The organism is Actinoplanes sp. NPDC051859 (assembly GCF_044452725.1).
Lineage (GTDB): Bacteria > Actinomycetota > Actinomycetes > Mycobacteriales > Micromonosporaceae > Actinoplanes.
In genome coordinates, this window is sequence record NZ_JBITBX010000009.1 from 310,743 (window position 1) to 332,687 (window position 21,945).

Consider the following 21,945-nt stretch of genomic DNA (forward strand, 5'->3'; position numbering starts at 1 on the left):
GCGCCGGTTCCGGGTTTCGCCGGGACCGGCGTTCGGCTCACAATGCATGCGGCGTCAAGCGCGCGAGCATGCGGTGCGACGCGATGACCTCAACCCCGCCCCCCCGGCGCCGGGCGGGCCGCTCGCACCCTTCACCCCCCGAAATGCGGCCGGTCCGCCCGGCGCCACCGCGGCGCCGGCGACCCCGGTGCCTCACGGGCGCAGCCTGACCTGACGTCTGGGGCGAATGGGGCTTGAGCGGCCGGCGGAGCGGGCAACCGAGCGGCGTACCCTCGGGCGAGCCCGCCACCGCATCAGCATTCGCAGGGGAGGCAGACGTGAGCGAGAGCAGCCTGCGCCGCATCCGGTCCAGCGGCGTGAACAGATCGCTGTCGCGCGCCTGGACCGCACCCGTACGGGCCATGAACCGGTTCCTCGGCACCGCCGACGAGCGAGTTTCCGTCCCCGGCGAGCAATTCACCGGCACCGCCGTCGTTGACTGTGGCGTCTACGTGGACGGCCGCCGCGAGCCTGGCGAGTTCAGCCCGGACGAGGCTCTGCAGGCCGCCTGCAGCCGCGACAATGCGTTCGTGTGGCTGGGCCTGCACGAGCCGTCCCAGGCCGAGATGTCAGCTGTCGCGCGGACGTACAACCTGCACGAGCTGGCCGTGGAGGACGCGGTCAAGGCTGAGCAGCGGCCCAAGCTGGAGCAGTTCGGCAACGTGCACTTCCTGGTGCTGCGGACCGCCCGCTACGTGCCGCACGGCGAGCTGACCGAGACGTCCCAGGTGGTCGAGACCGGGCAGATGATGATCTTTGTCGGCGAACGCTTCGTCATCACGGTGCGGCACGGCGACGCGACCCGACTCGCGCCCGTGCGGGCCGACATGGAGGCCCGGGGCGACCTGCTCGCCCAAGGGCCGTGGGCAGTCGCGTACGCGGTCACCGACCGGGTGGTGGACGCCTACGTCGAGGTGGCGGACCAGGTGGAGTTCGACCTCGACACCATCGAGGAGGGTGCGTTCTCGCGCGACTCCGGCAGCCCGGTGCAAGCGATCTACCAGATGAAGCGGGAGATCGTGGAGTTCCGGCGCGCGGTCGTCCCGCTGCAGCGCCCGCTCGCGACCCTCACCGCGCCGCAGAACCGGATGGTGCCCAAGGAGATCCGGCGTTACTTCCGGGACGTTCAAGACCATTTGACGCGTACGGTCGAACAGGTCTCGTCCTACGACGACCTGCTGAACTCGATCCTGCAAGCCCGGCTGGCTCAGGTGACCGTCGACCAGAACAACGACATGCGCAAGATCGCCGCCTGGGCCGGTATCTCCGCGGTCTGGACCGCCATCGCCGGCGTCTACGGCATGAACTTCCTGCACATGCCCGAGACCCAGTGGCAGTACGGCTATCCGGGTGTCGTCACCGTCATGCTCGGCATCTCGGTCCTGCTCTACCGGGCCTTCCGCCGTAACGGTTGGCTGTAGGCGGGACCCCACCTGCTGCCCGGGGCCTCTAGAGTGGCGAGGTCACCGCGGGGGAGGGAAGTCGCGTGCCGTCTCGGCAGGATCAGCTGCACTCGTACCAGTACGCGCAGCAGCGGGTAGTGGCCGCGCTGGTGTCGCACGACCCTGACCCGCATCGTTCCCCGTTGCGCCGGGCTGGCACTACCGTGCTGATCGGCATCGTCGTGGCTGCGCTCGCCGTCGGCGGCGCCGCCATCTACGGGCTGATCACGGGCCGCAGTTCGGTCAATCCGAAGAACGAAGCGGTGGTGTTCCTCGAGAAGGGCACCGGCGCGCGGTACGTCTATCTCAAGTCCGACCAGAAGCTGCACCCGGTGCTCAACTACGCGTCGGGGTTGTTGATTGCTGATTCCGCCACGCCTGAGCTGAAGAGCGCTTCCCGGGAGAGCCTGGCCCAGGTGCCGTTGGGCGAGCCACTGGGCATCCCGGACGCCCCCGATTCGTTGCCCGCGGCTAAGGGTGGCTTGCTCGCGAACGTGTGGACCGTGTGCTCCCAGTCCGGGCAGCCGGGCGCGACCACCCCGCAGAGCATCCTGTCGATCGGTGCCGGGGTCAGTGGTGGCACCGAGCTGCCACAGCCGCGCGCGGACACGCCGGCCGATGAGCTCCGCGGCCTGTTGGTGACCGATCCGGCAAACCGTACGTTCCTGATCTACAACAACAAGCGCTTCCTGGTCCCCGCCGACCGGGTGCAGCAGACCCGGGTGTGGTTCCGGTGGAACCAGACAGCGGCCCTTCCGGTCGCCCCGGCGTGGATCAACGCGGTGCCGATCGGGGCGGACCTGCGGGCGCCGGCAATCCAGGGCTACGGCCAGCGGTCCGCCGCGTTCCCGGATCTCACCGTGGGACTGATTCTGCGGATTGAGAACGCGGGCAACCCGAGCGCCCAGTGGGGTGTGGTGCTCAACGACGGCGTCGCCGATCTCACCGAGGTGCAGGCCAGCCTGATGCAGGCCGAGCCCGGCGCTGCCCCGGCCACCCCGCTGGCCCTCAGCACCTACGGCAACATGACCCGGTCCCAGACGCAGCTCGTCGCCGACGCGAACACGGCTGGTCTGCCCGCCGGGTTGCCGGTGCTGCTGAACGGCCCCGACAGCGTTTGCCTGACGTCCGCAGGCGGTGAGATCCGGGTTCAGATCGGTCCGGTTCTGCCGCCCGGCGTCGCGGTCACCGGCGCACCGGGAGCGTCCAACAGTCAGCAGGCTGACCGGGTGCACGTGCCGCGTGGCAAGGGAGCAGTGGTGGTTGCCGCAGGCTCGCCGACTGCGCCGCCCGGCGGAGGCACAGTCAGCATCATCACCGACACCGGCCGCCGGTACGCGCTGGACAGCCGTGCCTTGTTGAGCAAGCTCGGCTATGGCAACGTCGAGCCCCAGTCGGTGCCCAGTCAGCTAGTTTCGCTGCTGCCGCAGGGTCCTGCGCTTGATCCTGCCCGCGCCCGGGAAGCCGCCGCCAGATAGCTCGGCCAGGGCCCGAGTGCGCCCGGCAGACGCGAACGGCGGGCGAACTCCCGTGCCGGGGAACTCGCCCGCCGTTACCTGCGGCGACCGCTGGGGTCAGCTCTTGTTCTTCCCGTTCGCCAGTCGAGCTACCTCGACGGGGCTGTTCTTCTTCGCAGCAGGCTGGCTGCCCTCGGACGGGTCGGCGCCGGCAGCCGGTGACGGCTTGGCGCTGACCCCGCCCACGGCCGGGCCCTTGCTGCCAGCCGGCGTGACGAAGCCGGACGGGCCGGACAGGTCCGCGGGCTCAAAGGCCGCGTCGTCCGAGCCGGTGCTGCTCAGCGACTTGGGGTCGTACTCATCCCACTGGGCCTCGCGGCGCTTGCGCATGACGTAGGCACCGGCCGCGCCGACCGCGGCGCCGGCCAGCGCGAGCTTGAACAGCTTGCTGCGCTTGCTGCTCTTGCCGCTGACGGCCTTGCTCGCCCGCTTCTCCAGCTTCTTGGCGTTCTTCTTGCCCGCCTTGACCGCGCGCTTGTTCGCCTTGGCCGACTTCTTCCCGGCCTGCTTGGCGTTCTCGCTCGCCGCGGCCACCAGCGGCCCGATCGTCGCGACGGCGCTGTCCCAGCCACTGCTCGCCGCGTCCTTGGCCTTGTCGGCCGCCGGCTGCACGCGGTCGCGGGCTGCGGCGATCTTCGGCCCTACGGTTGCGCTGGTCTCCTGCGCGGCGATCGAGGCCGCACGCTTGAAGTGATCAACGCTCTGGCCCAGCTCGCGCTTCATCTTCGCGTTGCGGTTCTTCCGTCGCATCGTTGCGAACACCAGTGCACCTCCTGTGGTTCTCTCCCGGGTCCATGCTGCCCCCTTGGGTACCCCCGCGCACCCCGTTCTGACACATGCGGCAGGATCCGAACTGCAAAGAACCGTCCAGCGCCGTCCGCTGATGGAGCGGATCGGCGACCGTGACACCCGTTAGGAGTACCCGTGGCTGAGAAGCTTTTTGCCACCCTGCACACCAACCACGGCCCGATCCGGCTCGCGCTGTTCCCGGACCACGCGCCGGCGACCGTGCGCAACTTCGTGGAGCTCGCGGAGGGCACCAAGGAGTACACGGACCCGCGGACCGGCCAGAAGGGCAGCGGCCCGTACTACGACGGGACCATCTCGCACCGGGTCATCGCGAACTTCATGGTCCAGATGGGCGACCCGACCGGCACCGGCCGCGGCGGCCCGGGCTTCCAGTTCGCCGACGAGTTCCACCCGGAGCTGCAGTTCGACCGCCCCTACCTGCTGGCCATGGCGAACGCCGGTCCGGGCACGAACGGGTCGCAGTTCTTCATCACGGTCAGCCCGACCCCGCACCTGAACCGCCGGCACAGCATCTTCGGCCAGGTCGCCGACGAGCAGTCCGCCAAGGTCGTGGACTCGATCGCCACCACCCCGACCGGCCCCGGCGACCGCCCCCGCGAAGACGTCGTCATCGAGCGCGTCGAGATCGAGCGCGTCGCGGGCTAGTTTCCCCTCCCGGGTACCTTTACACCCATGAGTGAGTCTCCGGTGACGGTTCCGGTCTGCTACCGACACCCGTCGAAGGAGACCTATGTCCGGTGCACCCGCTGTGAGCGGCCGATCTGCCCGGACTGCATGAACGAGGCCTCGGTCGGCCACCAGTGCCCGGAGTGCGTCGCCGACGGGCGGCGCACTCAACGGTCGGCCCGCACTGCCTTCGGCGGCAGTGCGGCCGGCCGCTCCGGCCTGGTCACCAAGATTCTGATCGGCATCAATGTCTTCGTCATGCTCGTCTCCGTGCTCTCCGGTGGCGCCACCGCCATCGCGGGCGGCGGCATGGGTGGGCTGCTCGGCGACAGCACCCCGCTGACCGACTGGGGCAGCGTGCTCGGCGCCGCGGCGTACGGACCGGCCGGCCAGGTCGAGGTGCATGGCATCGCCGGCAACCACGAGTGGTATCGCCTGATCACCGCGATGTTCCTGCACTACGGCGTGCTGCATCTGCTGATGAACATGTACGCCCTGTGGATCCTCGGCCGGGAGCTCGAACGCGCGCTGGGCCCGTTGCGCTACCTCGGTCTCTACTTCCTCGCGGGGCTCGGCGGCAACGTCGCCGCGTACGTCTTCACCGAGCCGAATGTGCCCACAGCGGGTGCGTCGACCGCGGTTTTCGGCCTGATGGCGGCGCTCTTCGTCCTGCTCAAGCGGCTCAACCTGAGCGTGGCGCCGATCCTGCCGGTGATCGTCATCAACGTGATCTTCACGTTCGTGATCAGCAACATCTCGAAGGCGGGTCACCTCGGTGGCCTGCTGGTGGGCGGCCTGGTCGGGGCCATCCTCGCTTATGCGCCCCGCGAGAAGCGCAATCTGGTGCAGGGCGGGGGCATCGCCGTCGTGTTCGCAGCCCTGCTCGCGGCTGCGGTCCTGCGCACGCTGTCACTGCTGTAACGACGCCCGCAGGTCTTCGAGGCTCTGGGCCACGTCTGCAGGATCGGCGTTCAGCTCCTGCAGGTTGAACAGGTACAGGTTCTCCCCCGCGTCGATCTCCAGCAGGTTGCTGCGGATCCCCCGGCGCTCGCGGCGGTCCACCCGGATTCGTTCGATCTGCGGCCAGGGCAGGTGTCGTTGGGCGGCAAAGCCGGTGACCACAGTGACACCGGTCGGATCCGCCGACAGCCGGACCGGACGGATCAGGTCCCGCAGCGCCCAGCCGGAAAGGCCGAGTGCGGCTGCTGCGGCGAACGCCCACTGGATCGGATCGCGCCTGCCGAACACCAGCACCAGTGCGATGACCGCCGTCGCACCGAGCAGTTTCGCGACGGGTAGGACCGGTTTCACACGCCATTGCAGGGCTGCCATGGTCACAGTCTCGCGTACCGTCGGCGGTATGCGTGATGCGGTGATCGTCGGAGCGGTGCGGACCCCGGTGGGACGGCGGAACGGCGGGCTGTCCGCCGTACATCCGGTGGATCTTTCGGCGGGGGTGCTTCGTGCCTTGAGCGAACGGTCGGGTCTCGACCCGGTCGACGTCGAGGACGTTTTCTGGGGCTGCGTCTCGCAGGTCGGTGAGCAGTCGTGGAACATCGGGCGGCATGCTGTGCTCGCGGCCGGCTGGCCCGAGTCGGTGCCCGCCACCACCATGGACCGCCAGTGCGGATCGAGCCAGCAGGCGTTGCACTTCGCCGCCGCGACCGTGCTGTCCGGCCAGGCCGACCTGGTCGTTGCCGGCGGTGTCGAGTCGATGAGCCGGGTGCCGATGGGTTCCAGCGCGGCCGGTGCCGACCCGCACGGCGTCGCGCTCAAGGAGCGCTACGGCAACGCCGTCTTCAACCAGGGCGTCGGCGCCGAGATGATCGCCGAGCGCTGGGGCTTCTCCCGCCAGCAGCTCGACGAGTACGCACTGGGCAGCCACGACGCCGCGGGCACGGCGCAGGACGCGGGCGACTTCGATGCCGAGGTTGTCGCCGTGGGTGACGTGACCCGCGACGAGGGCATCCGCCGTGACACCACACTGGAGAAGCTGGGCGGCCTGAAGACCCCGTTCAAGGCGGACGGCGTGGTCACGGCTGGGTCCGCTTCGCAGATCTCCGACGGCGCGGCCGCGCTCGCCGTGACCACGTCCCGCTGGGCGGCCGCGCACGGCCTGCGGCCGCTGGCCCGGATCCACACCGCCGTCGTCGCCGCCGCCGACCCGGTCATCATGCTGACCGCGCCCATCCCGGCCACCGCGAAAGCGCTCGCCAAGTCGGGCCTCAGCCTTGACGACATCGGCGTGTACGAGGTGAACGAAGCGTTCGCGCCCGTGCCGTTGGCCTGGCTGGCGGAGACCGGCGCCGACCCGGCCCGCCTCAACCCTCGGGGCGGCGCGATCGCCCTCGGTCACCCGCTCGGCGCCTCCGGTGCCCGGATCATGACGACGATGCTGCACCACATGCGGGAGAACGGTGTCCGCTACGGCTTGCAGACCATGTGTGAGGGCGGCGGAATGGCGAACGCCACGGTGGTCGAGCTTCTGTAATTCGATATTCATCTCGTGGGCGCCGCGCCTTTCCCTGGCGCGGCGCCGTTAAACGCCACATGGACGTGTTCTCCCGTACGTTCCTGCCCGCGGCCGCCGAGGCCGAGATCGCCATCGCCACGGTGAGCCGGCACATGCCGATCTTCCGCCGCTGTGTGGAACCCGATGACACGGCGGTGCTGGTCACCCGGTGCGCCAATCCGGACAGACCCCTGGCCGGCGACTTCCTGCTCCTGCTGACCTACCGCCGTCTGGTCATCACCCAGGAAACCCGGGTCCTGCACCGGCTGCGCCTGCATCTCAACGCCAACCTGCGCCATCTGAGCGACGTGACCTGGAGCCCCGACCTGCGCCGGTCCGCGGTGGAGGTTGCGGCGACCGCAGTCGACGGCGTCCGCGAACGTTTCCGGGCCCGGGTCGGTGAACCGGACCGGGTGTGGCACTTCGACGCCTGCCTCCAGCACGTCTTCCGCGAGCGCCGATCCGGTCTGCAAATCGCCGCCTGACCGGCCCCGCGCACGGGAAACGGACATCGAATGATTCCGCGCCCACCGGGCCGTCCTGGCAGACCTTCCAGGCCCCGTGGACCGGCCGGCTGAACAGGAATTCAGTGCGTGACGGCCGTTACGTCCGGGCCGTCGATGCCGCTGACCAGGCCGGCACGGACGTACCGCCGCTAGCGCAGGTCGAGGAAGGCGCTGATCGAGGCGCGCAGCCCGGCCGGGTCCAGGCCGTGCCAGCGTGCGTGATCGGCGGGGGTGCCGTAGCGGCGCTCCTCCGAGCGGCTGACGCCGAGGTGCAGTTCCCGGTGCGGCACGGCCGACAGCGCCGCCGACACGATCCGGCTGGACGTGCCCGCGAGGTAGGGCTCCACCACGACGATGTCCGAGGTCACCAGCTCCCGGAGCCGGCCGGTGTCGAGCGGCCGGGGCGTGTTCGTGTACGCCACCGTGATGTCGAGTCCGGCGTCGAGCACGGCATCCAGCATCGGGCCGACAGCCAGCACCACTGCCCCACCTAGCGGACCGCGCCGAATGACTTTGAGGTCGGTGCCCGGGTACGCGTGCCGGTTGCTCTGCGAGGACAGCCGGACGTAGACGCGGTCGTCGTGCCGGGCGGCGGCGCGCAGCAGGTCCGGCACCTCGTCGGGGTGGCCGGGCACGTGCACGGTCCAGCCGTCGAGGGTGTCGAGCAGCGCGACATCGCCGGGTGACTGGTGGGTGTATCCCTCGGCGGACGCGTCGTACGAGGCGCCGATGCTGACCAGCACCGCGCCGGCGTCCTGGTGGCCGAGGTCGAGTTTGATCTGCTCGTACGCGCGGTCCACGACGAACGGGGCGTACGAATGCACGTACGGTCGCATGCCGGTGAGCGCGAGCCCACCCGCGACGCCGGTCATCAGTTGTTCCCGGATGCCGACGTTGATCACGCGGTCGGGGTGGCGGCGCAGCGCCGGCGCGAAGGCGTCGGCGGAGATGTCGGCGAGGACGACGGCCGTGCGCGGGTCCTCGCCCAGGATGGCGGTGGTGGTGGCGATGAAGGTGTCGCGCATGGTCAGCTGCCCTTCGGCTCGACGGTGGCGATGACGACGTGCGGCCGGCGGCGGCGCTGGTCGGGCTGCAGGGCGTGTTCGATCGCGTCGCGGTCGCGGCCGTCCACGACGGACACGCTCCAGCCGATGAACCGGCTCGCTATGCCGCCCGGCCAGCCATGGGTCGCGGACTGGTTGTCGATGACGATGGCGGTCAGCGGCAACCCGGTCGCCGCCGCGTACGCGATGGCTTCGTGGTTGGCTCCTTCATCCAGTTCGGCGTCGCCGACGAGGACGAACGTGCGCGTTTGCTCGTACCCCTGAGCTTTGAGGCCCAATGCCGTGCCGACGGCGAGGCCGAGGCCGTGACCCAGCGACCCGGTCCCGATCTCCACGCCCGGAATGAGCACGCGGTCGGGGTGGTGGCCGAGCCGGCTGGTGTCGCTGGCGAGGTCGTCGAGCCAGGATTCCGGGATGAAGCCCTTGGCGGCGAGGACGGCGTAGTAGGCGGCCGGCCCGTGCCCTTTGGAGAGGAGGAACCGGTCCCGGTCGGGTTCGTCGACGGTTTCCGGCGTGATGCGCAGGACCCGGTCGTAGAGCACCCACAGCACGTCCAGCGTCGAGTAGGCGCTGGGTGCGTGTTTCCGGTCGCCGGTGATGCGGGTCAGAAGCGGTCGGAGCGGATCGGTCCGCACTGCTGTCGTCGTCATAGAGTTCACCCTGCAACCTGAAGTTGACTTCAGCTCAAGGAAGGCTGGCCGTGGAACTGCTCACCATCGGCGACATGTCGGTCCGCAGCGGCGTGGCGCCGTCGGCGTTGCGCTATTACGAGCGGGAGGGGTTGATCCGCTCGACGCGGACCGGTGGCAATCAGCGCCGTTATGAGCGGCACGAGCTGCGCCGGGTGGCGTTCATCCGGATCGCCCAGCAGGTCGGGGTGTCGCTGGAGGAGATCCGCGGCGCGCTGGCCGCGCTGCCGGAGAACCGCACGCCGACCAAGGCGGACTGGGCGCGGTTGTCCGCGCGGTGGCGACGCAAGCTCGACGACCGCATTGCCGTGATGGAACGGCTGCGTGACCAGCTCACCGGCTGCATCGGCTGTGGCTGCCTGTCGCTGCAACGCTGCAAGTTGATCAATCCGCAGGACCGGCTGTCCGAACGCGGTGAGGGCGCCCAGATGATCGTCAACCCGCCCGAGTGACGTCCCTGGACACGACCGGCCATCATGGGGACGGCACCTTGCGGGAGGAGAGCTTCGTGTCCCACCCCGGACGCTTCGTCGGCGCCGGCACAGCGCTGGTGGCCGTCCTGCTCACCCAGCAGGCCTGCGGCGATGCCGGGCGGCCCACTGCCGCCTCCCCCAAAGATCCCGGTGGACTACTGCGTCCGATCAAGGGCCAGGCCACCCTCGCCGTCGGTGCTGACGGCTGGATCGAGCTCTCCGACGACTTCGGTGACCGCGCTCACTTCGTCCTCGACCAGATCGAGGGCGACCGCTTCCACATTCGCACGGCCCGCCTGCCCAGCCCAGTCTGCGTCGAGGTCGGCCAGGCGGAAGCCGTCATCACAGCGCCGTGCGACGCCGCCAAGACCACCCAATTGTTCCGCTTTGCACAGACCGGCACGGCCGCCGACGGCAAACCCTTCTTCTCCATCCGTACGGTCGACGACGCGTATGTGACCCAGAGCCCGGCGAGTGGCGTGCGAGCGATCCACCAGGGCGCCGGCGTCCCGGACAAGGGCAAGTTCTTCTTCCTCCCGTCGACACCGGTTTCCGGCACACCGAGTCCGTGATTGGATACCGCCGTGGCCATGACGCGCACGGCGTATAGGACCTGTCCCCTGTGCGAGGCCGCCTGCGGCCTGGAGCTGACCGTCACCAACGACCGCATCGTGGCCGCCCGCGGCGACCGCGAGCACGTCTTCAGCCACGGGTTCATCTGCCCCAAAGGCGCCACACTCGGCCAGCTCAGCGACGACCCGGACCGGCTGCGCCGACCGCTACTGCGGCGCGGTGACCGGCACGAAGAGGTCACCTGGGAAGAAGCGTTCGCGGCCGTCGCGGCCGGACTTCGCCCCCTCCTTGACCGGTACGGCCCGGACGCGGTCGCGCTGTACCTCGGCAACCCCAACGTGCACACGATGGCGGGAGGGCTTTACCTGTCGCCGCTGCTGCGGGCGGTGGGCAGCCGCAACATCTTCAGCGCCAGCACCGTCGATCAGATGCCGAAACACGTGTCGAGTGGCTATCTGTTCGGCAGCCCGTTCGCGATTCCGGTGCCCGATGTGGACCGGACGGATCTGCTGCTCGTCCTGGGCGCCAACCCTTGGGAGTCGAACGGCAGCCTGGCTACCGCGGCCGACTTCCCCGGGCGCCTCAAGGCAATCCAGGCCCGGGGCGGTCGGTTCGTGGTGGTCGACCCCCGCCGCACCCGTACGGCCGAGCACGCCGACGAGCACCTCTTCATCCGACCGGGCACCGACGCGTACCTGCTGTTCGGCATCGTCCACACGCTCTTCGCCGAGGGCCTGACCGACCTGGGCCGGCTCGCCGAGCACGTGACAGGCGTCGACGAGGTCCGCGAACTGGCCCAACCGTTCGAGCCGGAGACGGTCGCCGCGACTTGTGGCATCCCCGCCCCACGGATTCGCGGCCTCGCCCGGGAACTCGCCGCCGCACCCACCGCCGCGGTGTACGGCCGGATCGGCACCTGCACGGTCGAGTTCGGCACGCTGACGAGCTGGCTGGTCGACGTCGTCAACGTCCTCACCGGCAACCTCGATCGTGTGGGCGGGGCCATGTTTCCGCTGGCCGCCCACGTGCGAGCCAGCTCCCGCGGCGGACGCGGCTTCCGGACCGGACGCTGGCACAGCCGCGTGCGCGGCCTACCGGAGATCAAAGGCGAGTTCCCCGTCGCCACCCTCGCCGACGAGATCGAGTCTCCGGGAGACGGGCAGGTGCGCGCCTTTATTACCGTGGCCGGAAACCCGGTGCTTTCCACGCCGAACAGTGGCCGCCTCGACCGGGCGCTTGCCGGGCTGGACTTCATGGTCAGCGTCGACCCGTACCTGAACGAGACCACCCGGCACGCCGACGTCGTTCTCCCGCCCACCGACGCGGGCCGCAAGGGCCACTACGACTTCTCGTTCCTCGGGCTCGCGGTGCGCAACTTCGCGGCGTACTCACCGCCGGTGCTTCCGCCAGACCCCACGGCGATGGACGAATGCGACATCCTCGCCCGCCTCACCGCGCTCGCCACCGGCGGCGACGTCCACGCTCAGCTGCTGGCATCGGCGCTTGACCGGGCCGCTGCCGCGCTGGGGCGCCCGGCGGCCGAGCTTCGCGACCTGGTGCAAGGAGACCACCCCGCCGAGCGCCTGCTCGACATCGCCCTCCGCATCGGAGCGTACGGCGACCAGTTCGGCGCCCGACCCGACGGCCTGTCCCTGAGCCGGCTTCGCGCCGAGCCGCACGGCGTGGACCTGGGTCCGTTGCAGCCCCGCATCCCCGAAATCCTGCAAACCGCGTCCGGCGCGATCGAGCTCTGCCCGGCCCCGATCGCTGCCGACGTGCCCCGACTGCACGCAGCCCTCGACCGGCACCCCGCCGACCTCGTCCTGCTCGGCCGCCGGCACCTGCGCTCCAACAACAGCTGGATGCACAACGTGCCCGCGCTGGTCAAAGGCCGCGACAGGTGCACGCTGCACCTGCACCCGCAGGATGCTGTGCGGCTCGGTATCGAGGACGGCGCGGAAGCCGCAGTGACCTCACGGGCGGGCACCCTGGTGGCCCGGGTCGAAATCAGCGCCAAGGTGATGCCGGGAGTGGTGAGCCTCCCGCACGGCTGGGGGCACGGCGTGCCAGGCACCCAACTGACGGTCGCGGCGCAGCGGCCCGGCGTCAACAGCAACGTCCTCACCGACGAATACGCCACGGATGCGCTCTCCGGCAACAGCGTCCTCAACGGCATTCCGGTCGCCGTCACACCGCTGCCAGGCTCGACTGTCCGTTGAGGGCAACCCGCCATTGGCCGCACGCGCAACGCTGATAGCGGAGCAGCCCTTCGCTCGTCCAATGGCTCGAAACGGTCTGCCAGCTGTGCTCTGTTTCCTGCATGCCGACCAGCCTGATGTAATGCCCTTGTGCACATCAACCCTTACGGCGAAGATCCAGTTCGGCTCGCCGTCGACCTGGTGACAAACCCACCGACCACCGAGGACGACCTCGCCGACCGCTGCCGTGCGGCCGGAGTCAGCCTCGATCAGCCGGTCGCCGAAGGAGACCTGGCCGACACCCGCGCATTCCTGGCGGACTGGCTTGCCGTCGTCGACGCAGCCGACGACGACACCCGCGCCCGGTTGCTCAACGACCTGCTGATGCACGCGTCGGCGTACCCGCGACTGACCAACCATGCGGGCAGCGGCTGGCACCTGCACTACCGCAACCCGCACCTGACGGTGTCCGCCCAGTTGCGCGTACTGATCAGCGTCGGCACCGCGATGCACCTTGCCGGGCGCGGCATGCACCGGCTCGGCCGCTGCTCGGCGGACGGCTGCAACCACCCATACGCCGACACCAGCCGGACCGGCCGCCAACGCTACTGCAGCCCCGCCTGCGCAAACCGGGACGCCGTACGCCGCCACCGCGCCCGGCTGGCCGCCTAGATCTGGTCTGCGCAGACCCGATTCCGGCCGGTGCGCTTAGCCAGATAGAGACTCCGGTCCGCGGCTGACAGCAACGCCGAAGCTGTCACCGCCCCATCAGTGACCGTTGCCAGGCCAATGCTCACCGTGACAGGCAGCGTTCCGGTCAACGGCTGCCACGGGTGCTCGGCGATCGCCACCCGCAGCCGTTCACAGACACGGACGGCATCGTCGCCGCTGTGCTCGGGCAGCACCAGGAGAAACTCCTCCCCGCCGAGCCGAGCGGCCACTGCCACACCGGGCTCCGCCTCCTCGGCGGCCCCGGACAGGATGGCGGCGATCTCCTGCAACACCTCGTCGCCGGTCTGGTGCGACAGCGTGTCATTGACCCGCTTGAAATAGTCGAGGTCGATCAACGCGGCGGACAGCGGTGTGCGCCCTTCGCCGGAGCGAGCGAGCAGTCCGGGGAGCAACTCGTCAACGTAACGCCGGTTGTGCAGGCCGGTGAGCGGGTCACGGTGAGCCATCTCGCGGAACCGCTCACTCGACCGGCGCGCCTCCTCCGTCTCGAAGATCGCCTGCAACACCCGGGCACGGGCGTCGCGGTGCGCGCTGTGCAGCTCCTCGGACCCCTCATGGAACGCCACAAACTCCTCGTACGCCGCCCGGAAGTCGCCGGTGTCGGCGTGCAGCCGGGCCAACTCCTTCCGAACCTGAACCAGCCAGGAGCTGAGCTGCCGATCGGCGCACAGCGTCCGGGCGGTCTCCAGGGTGGTCCTCGCCCGGTCGAAGGCACCCTGCCGGCGCTGCGCCTCGGCGGCTGTCAGCAGGCAGGTCGCCAGGGCGTCGCCGTCGGTCAGCGACTCGGCGGCCGAGCCGTCCAGGACCGGCCCGAGCGTGCGTTCGGCCTCGGCCAGCCGACCAGCCAGCATCTCCACTCGCGCCACGGTGTCCCGGGCCTGCGCGGTCAACGGCAGAGCGTGCCGGTCGGCAACGGCGTACATCCGCCGAACCAACTCCTCCGCCTCCCCCGCATGCCCTAGCGAATATCGGCAGTACGCCATGTTGTTGAGCACATGCAGCATGAGCTCGCCGTCATCGGCCTCAGCGGCGATCGCCAACGCCTCGCCGAACCGGCGCAACGCGTCATCCCCGGACCCGGTCTCGGCGAGGCAGATCGCCAATGTCATCAGGTGCTTGGTCCGAAGGCCCGGCGGCCCGTCAGTCGAGGTCCGCGCCACCGACTGCAAGGCGTGTGTCAGCGCGTCACCCAGGTCACCGATGGCCCGAAAGAAGACCGACTGCTGGCGGTGGCTCCGCGACAAGATGTGGTCGTCATCTTGTTCGACTGCCCAGGGGTGCACCTCGTTGGCGATGCGCGCGGACTCGGCGGTATCGCCACTGCGGGCAAGCGCGTCAGCACGCAACAGCCGGGCCCGCATCTGCAAGTCCACCCGCTGCAGCTCAGCGGCGCGCAGCTCAGCGGCGGCGCACACCGACTCTTCCAGCCGGTCCACCAGCACCGGCGAGGAGCTCTCCAGCGCGAGGATCGACGCCTCCAGAGCGGCGGCTTCGGTAGGACAGTCGGCCACCAACGGCACGTTACTCATGTGAACTGCACCCCATCCCTCGCCCGGCTCCGCCCAGCGTGCGCGCGTACGGAAGGATTTCCGGGCGCGCGGGGGTTGCCGGAGCGTTGCCGCCTGCCCCCCAGCCGCAGGGAATCGGTGGCAGGCTATCTCCATGATCGATGAATTCACGGGGGTACCACCACCATCCGATGCCGGCACCGCGGCGGTGGACGGTCCGCGGGCGCCGACCGACCGGCGCCGCTTCGACCGGAGCCGGGACGTGCGCGGCTGGTTGCTGACTCCGCTCGCTGCGCTGCTCGTCGGCTCCGCCGTAGCCTTCGGATTGCTGGTCCTGGTGGTGGAGGGCTACAGCGACAGCTCGCCCTATGGCTACTCGATGACGGCGTTCTGCATAAGCCAGGAACTGAATGGCTGCGAGGAAGCCGGGCTGCGCTGGCTCGGCTGGGGGCTGCGAGCTTTCGTCGTCACTTGGGGCGCCATGTGGCTGTTGCCCTGGTGGCGCGGGCTACGCCCGGTCCGTCTCGGGCTGGCGGCAACGGTCGTCCTGGTCATGGCGGCCGTGCCGGCGCGGCTGATCTGGCCGACCTGGTTCCCCACGGACTGGTGACGGCCGCGGGGCGATAAAGCGGAGGGCGTGGGATTCGAACCCACGAAGAGTTTCCCCTTACCGGTTTTCAAGACCAGCTCACCCCAAGATCGGGAAGTCCGTCTGACCTGCCCTTGAGCCCGTCTCCAGTCCGGCTCCGGATCATCCGACGGCGCATATACGGCGCGGCGACGGAGGGCGGTGACTCCCGCCCTCTCCGGCGAGCTTGTCAGCCCCGTCCTACCGCTCACGCTGGGTAGTGCTGGATCGAGAGGCGCTCCCCATGCATGGTAGTTCGTACAGCGCTCCATCAAGGGCGGCATCGCCTACTGGTGGGGCGTTGCTCCCTGGGGAGAAAGATCGAGAGGATTGTCGTCCTCGACACAGTTCGCTAGGTATGCCACGATGCCGCAGTGCCGAACAATCGCGCCGATTTTTCTGCGAAGGTGCGCAGGCTAATCGCAGAGCGGGCGGGATACCGCTGCTCGAAGCCGGACTGCCGTCGGCCAACTCTTGGCCCCGGAGCCGGACCACTGGACGTTGCCTGCATCGGCGTAGCTGCTCACATCTACTCGGCAGCTCCGGGCGGCCCTCGCGGTACTGGTGGTCTGTCGGCCGCCCAGCGGCAGGAGCCGGCCGATGGGATCTGGCTGTGTCAGGATCACGGCCGGTTGGTCGACACGAATAGGGGCGCGGCGTTCCCGGCCTCGCTTCTTCTGCAATGGCGCAGCGTGCACGAGGCGTACCTCCGGTTGGAGATGCGAGGGCTCAAGCCTCCAGGGACGGGGTTGATCACAGAGATATCTGTTCGCGGCGGCCCAGGGAACATTGGCTCCCGGAGCGTGCCTCTGACGATGCTCAACCTGGTACGAGGCACGAGGGGCGCCGGGAAGAGCACGCTGCTGGATCTGCTGGCTTGCGCCGAGCAGCCGGGGTATCTGGCTAACCGACGCTGGGACAACGGCATGCACGCGGATGTCCGGTGGTTTGACCCCCAGCCGCGGACCTTGTGCCTAGATGCGCCTTCGGGAGAGATGCGGCTTAGTTTGGACGACCGGCCATCGCCGGTCGTATCCGCGCCCTATCGCACGGTTGTTGTCCGGGACGCTCAAGTTCGCGTTCGAACTTCCCACGATCTTGCCCGCGAACTCGGTCTCTCCAACCAACTCTTCCTCGACGTCCTCGCTGAGGTGCCGCGCCGTGTCCGGGGCCTGATTGATGGCGTCGAGGTGCGTGATGGCGTGCCCACCATCAGGCTGAGCATGTGGTCTGATCCAGTGAGATGCGACGGGTCGGCAAGCAGGGGGGCCATGTGGATTGTGCTTGTCGAGTCCGCAATCGCCCTTGCGCAGATTCGCAGCGAGAGTGAGCCCACGCTGCTGGTCGTCGATGAGGTCGAGATGTACTTGCACGGCCCGCTTGTGCACCGCATGTTTCGGTTGCTGCGCGAGCGCACAGCCGGGTTCCAGACTGTCGTCGCCAGCCATGCCCTTCTCCCGCCAGAGTTGCTGCGGGAGTGGTCGGTCATCGAGATCACCCCGTGCCGCGACGATCCGACACATCCATTGGTGTTGTAGGGCTCGCTGCTCAGCGGACGTTGCGCCACTGATCGCAGATGTTGATGGGATTCTCCGGCCGCTCGGCTTGCCTCCTGGCGGGCGGCATCCTGCTTCAGATCGGGAGGTTCAAAGTGGCGATCGATGTGCACCGCACAATGCGCTCCGTCTCCAGGACAAAGTACGAGCAGGCTACGACAGTGCCGGCGTACGAGGTACCTGGTACGGGTCCCCACCAGAGATTCGGGAAGCCCGCTTCGCGTTGCACTCCTTGATAGGGGTCATCCATGCGGGACAGGACCCACTCGAGCACCTGGTTGATGAGGTCCTGGTCCGGCTCTTCGGTGGTGATCCAGATGTCGGCGTGGTAATCGAAGCTTCGTAGCTGCCAGTTTGGCGAACCCTCAGGCACTCCGCGACATCCTCGCCCTCAGACGGGCGATGTCGTCCCGATCGTTGGGTCCGGGGTTCTGGGCGGCCTTATGCAGCCAGGCGCGTACCACTGTGCTGTCCAGGGGTTCCATGTCTTCGTCGCCAGGGGCGCCCGCGGTCTGGAAATAGCCCTTGATCCAGTCGAGCTTGATGGTGGTGCTTCCCCGCGGCTCGCGGTCCCGGTCTGCCAGCTTCCAAGGAGCTTCGCCGTGGCTGAGGGTTTCGAGGTCGTTGCCGGTGAGGGCTCCATAGCGGCTAAGGACGTATCCCACCGTGTTGAGTGCGCCCTCGTCGAGGGGCCGAGGCGGCGGCGGATCTAGGCGCTGGTCCTCGCGCTTCCACAGGGAACCCACGACCGGCCCCATGTCCCAAGCCGAGATGGTCTCCGAGAATAGTGGTTCGCCGGAGTGTGCGACGTGGTGTCCCTGGCAGTAGTAGAGGAGCTTGTGCAGCTTCTTGACGCCCACCCCGGGAAGCCGCTTGCGCAGCTCGGCGGCTACATCATGTGCTGACACGGTCATGTCGTAAGACTACCCAGGAACCGCATGGTCGCGCAGTGACCGAACGACCGCTTCCTGCGCCCGGGGGGCGCAGCTCTCATCACAAGAAGATCAGCGAGCATCGAATATACGGCCGCAGTCGTGTATCGTCGCATGCATTGCGCCGGAAGTGCAGCGGGTGGCACGCCGCCGTTCCACGGTGGAGGACCTGGTTCAACTCCAGGCCGGCGCTCGAAAATGGCCGACGCCGAGGGGGACGGGGTAGGCACGATGTTCCATGGCTCCATACCCGCGGATCTGCGGGCGATCATCTACGAGCACGCGGTCGGCTGGCCCGCCACCGACCTGTTCGTCGGCTGCTCAGGCAACTTCACCATCGAGCGGGTACTGCACGCTCGCCCTGGTGAGCAACGCCCGATCCACGGCAACGACGTCCAGGCGTATTCCAGCGCGATCGGCTGGTGGCTGGCCGGGCAACCGCTGCCGTACGCCTTGAAGGACGAGCACGGCGAGGAGCTGGCCTGGCTGGCGCCGTACCTGACGACGTCGACGGACACCCTCGCTTCACTGATGCTCGGCACCCGCTTCTTGCAGTTCGTCGGCCGGACCGGGCTGTATTACGAGCGGATGGTCGCCGCGACGGTCGGCCAGTTCCCGACGATGCACGCCAAGACGGTCGCGAAGCTGGACGCGCTGACGGTGCGCCTCGCGTCGTACTACTGCGGCGACGTGCGCGCCTACCTGCGCGACGTCGTGCCAGCGGATGCGCCGGTGGCGATGTTCCCGCCGTTCTATGCCGGCGACTACGAGTCGCAGTTCGCCGCGATCGACGAGTTCTTCGACTGGCCCGCCCCGAGCTACGACACCCTGGACGAGGACGGCAAGGAGCAGATCATCGGTGCGGTGCTGGACCGGCCGCACTGGATCCTCGGTCTGCACATCGCACGCCCCGAGCTGCGCGCCCAGCTGCGCGGGGTGGTGCAGACCTCCAACCGGGGCCTGCCGATCTACGTGTACGCGTCGTCCGGGCCGCGCCGGGTAGTGCGGCCGGTGCAGCAGACCGCGCCGATCCCGATGCCGAAGATCAGCCCCACCGACGACCTGGGCGACCACATGAGCGTGCATCCGCTGACCGGCGGGCAGTTCGCGCAGGTCCGCTCCCAGTTCATGTCCAAGACCATCCTGCCCGGAAGTCCGTTGCTCGCCTGCGGTGTCGCCGTCGACGGCCGGCTGGTCGGGGCGTTCGCGTTCCTGCCGCCGAAGTTCGACCCGGCCTGCGCGTATCTGATGTCGGACTTCCCGGTGTCGTGGTCGCGGTACCGGCGCCTGTCGAAGCTGATCGTGATGGCGGCGATGACCCGCGAGGCGCAGCTGCTGTTGCAGCGCTCCCTGTCGAAGCGGATCACCGCCTGGTCGACGACCGCGTTCACGAACCATCCGAACTCGGCGAAGTACGGCCGCGGCATCCCCGGCGTGAAGCTGCAGAAGCGCACGGAGCCGGCCGCGGACGGGGTGCACCGCTTCCAGCTGCAGTACGGCGGCCCGATCGGGCGCTGGTCCTGCGACGAGGCCCTAGCGGAGTGGAAACGCAAGCACGGGAAGGACCGCCGGCCGTGACCGACGACCAGGAGCCGCTGACCCGGCGCATCGAGACCGTCGACCCGAAGTCGCTGACGCTGTTGGAGGTCAACGCCCGGTTCATGCGCAAAGAGACCTTCGACCGGCTCGTAGCGAACGTGCGCCGCGATGGGGGCCTGACCAGCGTGCCACTGGTGTGGGACGACACCGCCGCCGGCCGGCGGGTGGTGCTGTCCGGCAACCACCGGATCATGGCCGCGGTCGAGGCCGGCGTCGAGACGGTCGAGGTGATGGTGGTCGACCAGCCGCTGTCGCGGGCCCGGCAGGTCGCGTTGCAGCTGTCGCACAACGCCATCGAGGGCGAGGACGACCCGGCCACCCTCAAGCACCTGTACGACGAACTCGACGACGTCGACTGGCGCTCCTACTCGGGCCTGGACGACAAGCAGCTCGGGCTGCTCGCCGACCTGGACCTGGAGGGCCTGTCGGAGGCGAACCTGGACTTCGCCTCCGTGCAGCTGGTGTTCCTGCCGCAGGAACTCGACGCCGCCCGTGCGGCCCTCGACGAGGCGAAGTCGCTGACCCAGGCGGACGCCCGCTGGCTGGCCGCGTACCGCGACTACGAACCCACCCTGGACGCGCTCGCGACCGCCCACGGCGCGCACAACGTCGGCAACGTGGCCACCGCGCTCGGCATCATCCTCACCGTGTTCAACCGTCACCTCGGCGACCTGCGCGACGGCGTCTGGTACGACCCGGACGCCGGGGAACCGCTGGTCAACGCCCGCCAGCTCGTCCCCATCGAAACCGTCCTCGAGACCCGGTCCATGCCAGCCGACGCCGCTGCGGTGTTCGCCCGCGCGGTCGACACCGCGGTACGCCGCGGTGACGTGCCCGCCGAACAACGCTGGCGGGCGCTGGAGCTGTTCGCCGCGGACTACCTCGCCGGCGCCTGAACCGGATTTCCGCATGCCCGAGAACAATACGGCCGCATTCAGCATCGCGGCCGGTGAAAGGAGTACTGGGATGGCCACGAGCACCACCGACGACGCGTACGCGGAGCTGACCGAGGCGCAGCGCATCGAACTCGACCGCCGCTTCGACCACCACCCGCCCACCGACGACGAGACCGCCGCACGGCACGAGCTGTGGCGAGCCGAGGTCAAACATTTGGCGGCGGTGGCGATGCGGGAGCTGCCGAACGGGCGGGAGACGTCGCTGGTGCTGACCGCCCTCGACGACGTCCTGTGGTGCGGCACCGCCGCGATTGCCCGCCCGCCGATGCGCGGCGCCCGCCCCGCCGCATGAGCCGGCGGCCCGGCCGTGTGTCTTCCCCCGTGGACCCGGCCGGGCCGCCCCATCCCCAGCGACGACCAGAGAGCAGGAGGCGATCGTGAGCGAGACGGCCGTCCTGCCGTGGGACCGGCAGAAACAGGAGCCCGGACCGTCGTACGCCTACTTCACGATCTACCGGGATCTGGGCCGCACCCGCACCGTGGCAAGAGTCGCGGACGAGGTCAACAAATCCCGGGATTACCTCCACAAGATCGCCGCCGCGTGGCGGTGGGTGCAACGCGCCCAGGCGTGGGATCGCGAGCAGGACCGCGTGTACGGCGAAGCCCTGACGGAGCGGCGCCGGGAGATGGCCGAACGGCACGCCCGCCTCGCCTCCGCCCTGCAATCGAAGGTCGTCACACGACTTCAGTCGTTGGACGCATCGAAGCTCACCCCTGCCGACATCGCGCGCTGGCTGGAGGTCACCACCCGCCTGGAACGTCTCGCGCTCGGGCTGCCGGACTCAGCGACCGCAGTGTCCGGCCCGGACGGCGCACCGATCGAGGTCGAGGTCTCCGCCATGGGCGAGGCGGACCGGTCGGCGTTCTTCCGCGCCCTGGTCGCTGAGGCCAGCGCCCGCGCTGGCGGCGACCTCCCCAGCACCGCAGACGACGACACCGACGACGAGGAAGACGACGCTGCGAGCGTCGACGATCAAGGAGATCAGCGATGACCCACCCGCCCCGCACTGAACCCGAGACCGCCCGTGCTGCCACCACCGACCCTGGCTGGGCGGTGCTGTGCCTGCGCATCGGCACGGCCCTGTTCGCCGCTTCGGCCATGAGCCTTGGGCTGCTGACGGTGCTGCGGTGACCGGCACCCAGCCACGCTCGGCGCAGCGTCTCATCCACGGCCGCCGCCACCCGGTGCCGGCACCCCGTCCCGGCCGCCCGGCCGCGGATCCGCTCGTGACGGCGATCCTCGGCGTACAGGCCGAGCGTCCGTCCGGGTCGATGTACACGACCAGCCGGTACCGGCGGGCGCAGCGGCGCAGCGAAGACGCCGCCGTGATTCGCCGCCGGCTGTGGGCGCTGCGGATCCTCATCGCCGCGTGGACACTCGGGATCGCTGTCACGTTGTGGCTGGTCGCCACCTGGGTTGGCTGGCCGGCCGCGTTGTTCACTCACACCCCGATGGCGGTGCTGCTGGTTGCTCTGCTCCACTGCGCCCGGGTGGAGCGACGCTGGCTCGACCGGGTCCGCGCCGAGCGGCGCTGACCAGCCGGG

General features: G+C 69.3%; 24 protein-coding genes and 2 tRNA genes. 19 read left to right on the top strand and 7 right to left on the bottom strand.

Translation table 11 applies throughout. From position 1 onward, the window contains the following. The first annotated feature begins 317 nt into the window (after nucleotides 1-317). On the top strand, nucleotides 318-1,460 hold the full coding sequence (locus tag ACIA1L_RS23835; RefSeq protein ID WP_396075072.1) for a magnesium and cobalt transport protein CorA: 1,143 nt from the start codon (nucleotides 318-320) through the stop codon (nucleotides 1,458-1,460). A gap of 65 nt (nucleotides 1,461-1,525) precedes the next feature. Then, complete coding sequence (gene eccB / locus ACIA1L_RS23840; protein ID WP_396075073.1) at nucleotides 1,526-2,959, top strand: type VII secretion protein EccB; 1,434 nt, start codon at nucleotides 1,526-1,528, stop codon at nucleotides 2,957-2,959. 96 nt (nucleotides 2,960-3,055) lie between these two features. Here eccB and ACIA1L_RS23845 read toward each other — a convergent pair whose 3' ends face one another. Continuing rightward, a complete protein-coding gene (locus tag ACIA1L_RS23845; protein WP_396075074.1) occupies nucleotides 3,056-3,760 on the bottom strand; it encodes a hypothetical protein in 705 nt (234 codons plus the stop codon). A 162-nt stretch (nucleotides 3,761-3,922) separates the two neighbouring features. Here ACIA1L_RS23845 and ACIA1L_RS23850 point away from each other — a divergent pair, with 162 nt between their 5' ends. Both ACIA1L_RS23850 and ACIA1L_RS23855 read left to right on the top strand, forming a co-directional pair. After that, nucleotides 3,923-4,453 (top strand): peptidylprolyl isomerase, encoded by a 531-nt coding sequence (locus ACIA1L_RS23850; RefSeq protein ID WP_396075075.1) that lies wholly within the window; start codon nucleotides 3,923-3,925, stop codon nucleotides 4,451-4,453. 27 nt (nucleotides 4,454-4,480) lie between these two features. After that, the gene (locus ACIA1L_RS23855) at nucleotides 4,481-5,395 is read left to right on the top strand and encodes a rhomboid family intramembrane serine protease (RefSeq protein WP_396075076.1); all 915 of its coding nucleotides are present in this window, start codon (nucleotides 4,481-4,483) and stop codon (nucleotides 5,393-5,395) included. Here the strand turns inward: ACIA1L_RS23855 and ACIA1L_RS23860 are convergent. Continuing rightward, a complete protein-coding gene (locus ACIA1L_RS23860; protein WP_396075077.1) occupies nucleotides 5,384-5,806 on the bottom strand; it encodes a PH domain-containing protein in 423 nt (140 codons plus the stop codon). The two genes, ACIA1L_RS23855 and ACIA1L_RS23860, sit on opposite strands and share 12 nt — an antisense overlap. A gap of 28 nt (nucleotides 5,807-5,834) precedes the next feature. On the opposite strand from ACIA1L_RS23860, the gene ACIA1L_RS23865 reads away from it, so the two are divergent. Both ACIA1L_RS23865 and ACIA1L_RS23870 read left to right on the top strand, forming a co-directional pair. After that, nucleotides 5,835-6,965: a thiolase family protein gene (locus ACIA1L_RS23865; RefSeq protein WP_396075078.1), complete on the top strand. Its 1,131-nt coding sequence runs from the start codon at nucleotides 5,835-5,837 to the stop codon at nucleotides 6,963-6,965. A gap of 59 nt (nucleotides 6,966-7,024) precedes the next feature. After that, nucleotides 7,025-7,471, top strand: coding sequence for a hypothetical protein (locus tag ACIA1L_RS23870; RefSeq protein WP_396075079.1), 447 nt, complete (start codon nucleotides 7,025-7,027; stop codon nucleotides 7,469-7,471). A 170-nt stretch (nucleotides 7,472-7,641) separates the two neighbouring features. Here ACIA1L_RS23870 and ACIA1L_RS23875 read toward each other — a convergent pair whose 3' ends face one another. Then, nucleotides 7,642-8,517, bottom strand: a complete 876-nt coding sequence (locus tag ACIA1L_RS23875; protein WP_396075080.1) for a transketolase family protein — start codon at nucleotides 8,515-8,517, stop codon at nucleotides 7,642-7,644. Nucleotides 8,518-8,519: 2 nt separating this feature from the next. Then, nucleotides 8,520-9,206 (bottom strand): thiamine pyrophosphate-dependent enzyme, encoded by a 687-nt coding sequence (locus ACIA1L_RS23880; RefSeq protein WP_396075081.1) that lies wholly within the window; start codon nucleotides 9,204-9,206, stop codon nucleotides 8,520-8,522. Nucleotides 9,207-9,256: 50 nt separating this feature from the next. On the opposite strand from ACIA1L_RS23880, the gene soxR reads away from it, so the two are divergent. From soxR to ACIA1L_RS23900, 4 genes are all read left to right on the top strand, one after another. Further along, nucleotides 9,257-9,697, top strand: coding sequence for a redox-sensitive transcriptional activator SoxR (soxR, locus tag ACIA1L_RS23885; RefSeq protein ID WP_396075082.1), 441 nt, complete (start codon nucleotides 9,257-9,259; stop codon nucleotides 9,695-9,697). Further along, nucleotides 9,694-10,290, top strand: coding sequence for a hypothetical protein (locus tag ACIA1L_RS23890; protein WP_396075083.1), 597 nt, complete (start codon nucleotides 9,694-9,696; stop codon nucleotides 10,288-10,290). Before soxR ends, ACIA1L_RS23890 begins: the two co-directional genes overlap by 4 nt. Nucleotides 10,291-10,308: 18 nt before the next feature. After that, nucleotides 10,309-12,510 (top strand): molybdopterin-dependent oxidoreductase, encoded by a 2,202-nt coding sequence (locus ACIA1L_RS23895; protein WP_396075084.1) that lies wholly within the window; start codon nucleotides 10,309-10,311, stop codon nucleotides 12,508-12,510. A 129-nt stretch (nucleotides 12,511-12,639) separates the two neighbouring features. Further along, complete coding sequence (locus ACIA1L_RS23900; protein ID WP_396075085.1) at nucleotides 12,640-13,161, top strand: CGNR zinc finger domain-containing protein; 522 nt, start codon at nucleotides 12,640-12,642, stop codon at nucleotides 13,159-13,161. On the opposite strand, the gene ACIA1L_RS23905 is transcribed toward ACIA1L_RS23900, so the two are convergent. Next, a complete protein-coding gene (locus ACIA1L_RS23905) occupies nucleotides 13,158-14,750 on the bottom strand; it encodes a diguanylate cyclase (protein WP_396075086.1) in 1,593 nt (530 codons plus the stop codon). The genes ACIA1L_RS23900 and ACIA1L_RS23905 overlap by 4 nt on opposite strands. 133 nt (nucleotides 14,751-14,883) lie before the next feature. Between ACIA1L_RS23905 and ACIA1L_RS23910 the strand changes: the two genes are divergently transcribed. Beyond that, nucleotides 14,884-15,339 (top strand): hypothetical protein, encoded by a 456-nt coding sequence (locus tag ACIA1L_RS23910; protein ID WP_396075087.1) that lies wholly within the window; start codon nucleotides 14,884-14,886, stop codon nucleotides 15,337-15,339. 19 nt (nucleotides 15,340-15,358) lie between these two features. Here the strand turns inward: ACIA1L_RS23910 and ACIA1L_RS23915 are convergent. Next, nucleotides 15,359-15,466 (bottom strand) — tRNA-OTHER (locus ACIA1L_RS23915). Nucleotides 15,467-16,172: 706 nt separating this feature from the next. Here ACIA1L_RS23915 and ACIA1L_RS23920 point away from each other — a divergent pair. Next, the gene (locus ACIA1L_RS23920) at nucleotides 16,173-16,895 is read left to right on the top strand and encodes a hypothetical protein (RefSeq protein WP_396075089.1); all 723 of its coding nucleotides are present in this window, start codon (nucleotides 16,173-16,175) and stop codon (nucleotides 16,893-16,895) included. A gap of 383 nt (nucleotides 16,896-17,278) precedes the next feature. Here ACIA1L_RS23920 and ACIA1L_RS23925 read toward each other — a convergent pair whose 3' ends face one another. Next, nucleotides 17,279-17,827: a Panacea domain-containing protein gene (locus tag ACIA1L_RS23925; protein WP_396075090.1), complete on the bottom strand. Its 549-nt coding sequence runs from the start codon at nucleotides 17,825-17,827 to the stop codon at nucleotides 17,279-17,281. 139 nt (nucleotides 17,828-17,966) lie between these two features. Between ACIA1L_RS23925 and ACIA1L_RS23930 the strand changes: the two genes are divergently transcribed. The 7 genes from ACIA1L_RS23930 (at nucleotide 17,967) to ACIA1L_RS23960 (ending at nucleotide 21,936) form a co-directional block, all read left to right on the top strand. Beyond that, nucleotides 17,967-18,038, top strand: a tRNA-Gly gene (locus tag ACIA1L_RS23930). A 38-nt stretch (nucleotides 18,039-18,076) separates the two neighbouring features. After that, nucleotides 18,077-19,423 carry a hypothetical protein gene (locus tag ACIA1L_RS23935; protein ID WP_396075091.1) on the top strand — a complete coding sequence of 449 codons (1,347 nt, stop codon included), beginning with the start codon at nucleotides 18,077-18,079 and terminating at the stop codon, nucleotides 19,421-19,423. Further along, the gene (locus tag ACIA1L_RS23940; RefSeq protein WP_396075092.1) at nucleotides 19,420-20,340 is read left to right on the top strand and encodes a ParB N-terminal domain-containing protein; all 921 of its coding nucleotides are present in this window, start codon (nucleotides 19,420-19,422) and stop codon (nucleotides 20,338-20,340) included. The genes ACIA1L_RS23935 and ACIA1L_RS23940 overlap by 4 nt, the downstream gene beginning before the upstream one ends. A gap of 70 nt (nucleotides 20,341-20,410) precedes the next feature. Next, complete coding sequence (locus ACIA1L_RS23945) at nucleotides 20,411-20,692, top strand: hypothetical protein (RefSeq protein ID WP_396075094.1); 282 nt, start codon at nucleotides 20,411-20,413, stop codon at nucleotides 20,690-20,692. 85 nt (nucleotides 20,693-20,777) lie between these two features. Continuing rightward, nucleotides 20,778-21,392, top strand: coding sequence for a hypothetical protein (locus ACIA1L_RS23950; RefSeq protein WP_396075095.1), 615 nt, complete (start codon nucleotides 20,778-20,780; stop codon nucleotides 21,390-21,392). Continuing rightward, the gene (locus ACIA1L_RS23955) at nucleotides 21,389-21,532 is read left to right on the top strand and encodes a hypothetical protein (protein ID WP_396075096.1); all 144 of its coding nucleotides are present in this window, start codon (nucleotides 21,389-21,391) and stop codon (nucleotides 21,530-21,532) included. Before ACIA1L_RS23950 ends, ACIA1L_RS23955 begins: the two co-directional genes overlap by 4 nt. Further along, on the top strand, nucleotides 21,529-21,936 hold the full coding sequence (locus ACIA1L_RS23960; protein WP_396075097.1) for a hypothetical protein: 408 nt from the start codon (nucleotides 21,529-21,531) through the stop codon (nucleotides 21,934-21,936). Before ACIA1L_RS23955 ends, ACIA1L_RS23960 begins: the two co-directional genes overlap by 4 nt. Nucleotides 21,937-21,945 lie beyond the last annotated feature (9 nt).